This window comes from Bradyrhizobium sp. P2_E8, from assembly GCF_056403875.1.
Genome location: NZ_JBFUES010001286.1, coordinates 1 through 1,784 on the forward strand (window position 1 = coordinate 1; position 1,784 = coordinate 1,784).

At 68.4% G+C, this 1,784-nt stretch carries 2 protein-coding genes; both read right to left on the bottom strand.

Features of this window, described 5'->3' with window-relative positions; all coding sequences use genetic code 11:
- On the bottom strand, window positions 1-946 hold a 946-nt coding region (gene nagA, locus AC1D00_RS39610), incomplete at its 3' end, for an N-acetylglucosamine-6-phosphate deacetylase (RefSeq protein WP_477014431.1).
- Window positions 946-1,784: SIS domain-containing protein (locus AC1D00_RS39615; RefSeq protein ID WP_477014432.1), on the bottom strand; the 839-nt coding region annotated here is incomplete at its 5' end. The genes AC1D00_RS39615 and nagA, both read right to left, overlap by 1 nt.

Sequence of the window (1,784 nt, forward strand, 5' to 3'; positions counted from 1 at the left end):
CATAACGCACCGCCTCATCCATGGTCAGAACCGAGCCGGCGAGCGTCCCGTCGTCGAGCCGCAGGCAGCCGTCAACGCACGTCACGCGGCGGCCCTGAAGATCGAAATGATCGGGGCCGCCAGCCGCCGGCGGCATCGCGTCGGTAATCAGCATGAAGCGATCGCGCCGCTTGGCAGCAAGCGCGATGCGCAAATTCGCCTCGTGGACGTGATGGCCGTCGGCGATGAGGCCGACGAACGCCTCGTCTAGATCGAGCGCGGCACCGACCATGCCCGGCTCGCGCCCGGTCGGTGCGCTCATCGCGTTGAACAAATGGGTGAACGCGCGCGCGCCTGCCTCCACGGCCCTGCGCCCCTCCTCGTAGCTCGCGTCGGAGTGGCCCAGCGAGACGAGTACGCCATGCCGCGCGAGCTCGGCGATGCTCTCGGTCCCGACCCGATTGGGCGCGAGCGTCAGCATGACTGCGCCGCAATCTGCCTTGGCGATTGTCGCGATGTCGTCGCGCCCGAGGTCGCGGATGTAGCTGAGTTCATGCGCCCCCTTGCGGCGCGGATCCAGGAAGGGCCCTTCCAGGTGAATGCCGAGTGCCGCAGGGGTCAGACGCCGCGCCTCGCCCGTCGCAGCGATGGCAGCGGCCATCACCTGCGGCGCGTCGGTCACCAGCGTCGGCAGCAGCCCGATGGTCCCGTGTTTACGGTGCGCGGCCGCGATGCGGGCGATGCCTTCGGGCGTCGGGTCCTGGTTGAATAGGACGCCGCCGCCGCCGTTGACCTGAACGTCGACATAGCCAGGCGCAAGCAGGCCGCCGCCGAGATCCCGCACTGCGCCGTCAGGTCTCTCGGAGTGGGGAACGATTGCGGCAATGCGCGCTCCTTCGACGACAACCGCGCGGTCATCGAGAAAGCGTTCTCCATCGAAAATCCGCGCGCCGGTCAGAACGATCATCAGACGGTCTCCGTTACCTTGCGCAGATTGCGCGGGCGGTCGGGATCGCGCCCGAGCCGGAGCGCAAGCGCTTCGGCAAGCCGGTAGAAGCGGTGGATCATGACGATGGRCTCCAACAGGGGAGCCTCGACTCGTGCCGAAGCGAGACGATCCGACTGATCGGCGCCGCCTGCTTCGATTACGATCACCGTCGCCCCGGCGTCGGCCAACGCCGTGAGCGTCGGCAGCATGCCTTCGCGCGCCGGGTCGGACGGCAGGAAGGCGATGACGGGGAAGCCCGACGCTACAAGTTCGGCCGGGCCGTGCAGCACCTCGGCCGCGGAGTAGGCCTCGGCGTGAATCGCGCACGTTTCCTTGAGTTTGAGTGCCGCTTCCGCGGCGATCGCGAGCGTCGCGCCCCGGCCGAGCACGAAGGCGCTGCGGGCGTTTGCAAGTCTTTCCAGTATCGTCGCGGGTGGGGGCGTTGTTTGGGCGCGCAGGACGTCCGGCAGGCCGGCGAGGGCGTCTGCGAGCTGCCGATCCTCGCGCCAGGCCGCGACGAGGCTCGCCCCCGCGACGAGACCGGCCACCATCGATTTGGTCGCGGCGACGGAACGTTCCGTGCCGGCGCAGAGCGGCAGCAGGATTTCGGCCTCCTGCGCGAGTGGCGAGGCCACATCGTTGACCAATGCGAGGGCCAGCGCACCGCCGTCTCGTGCGGCACGCTGCATTTCCACGATGTCCGGGCTGCGTCCCGATTGCGAGATCGCGACGGAAACGCTCCCTTCGAGCCGCATCGGCGTCCGATAAAGCGTCGCAATCGAGGGGCCGATGGAGACACAAGGCACCCCAGAAACAA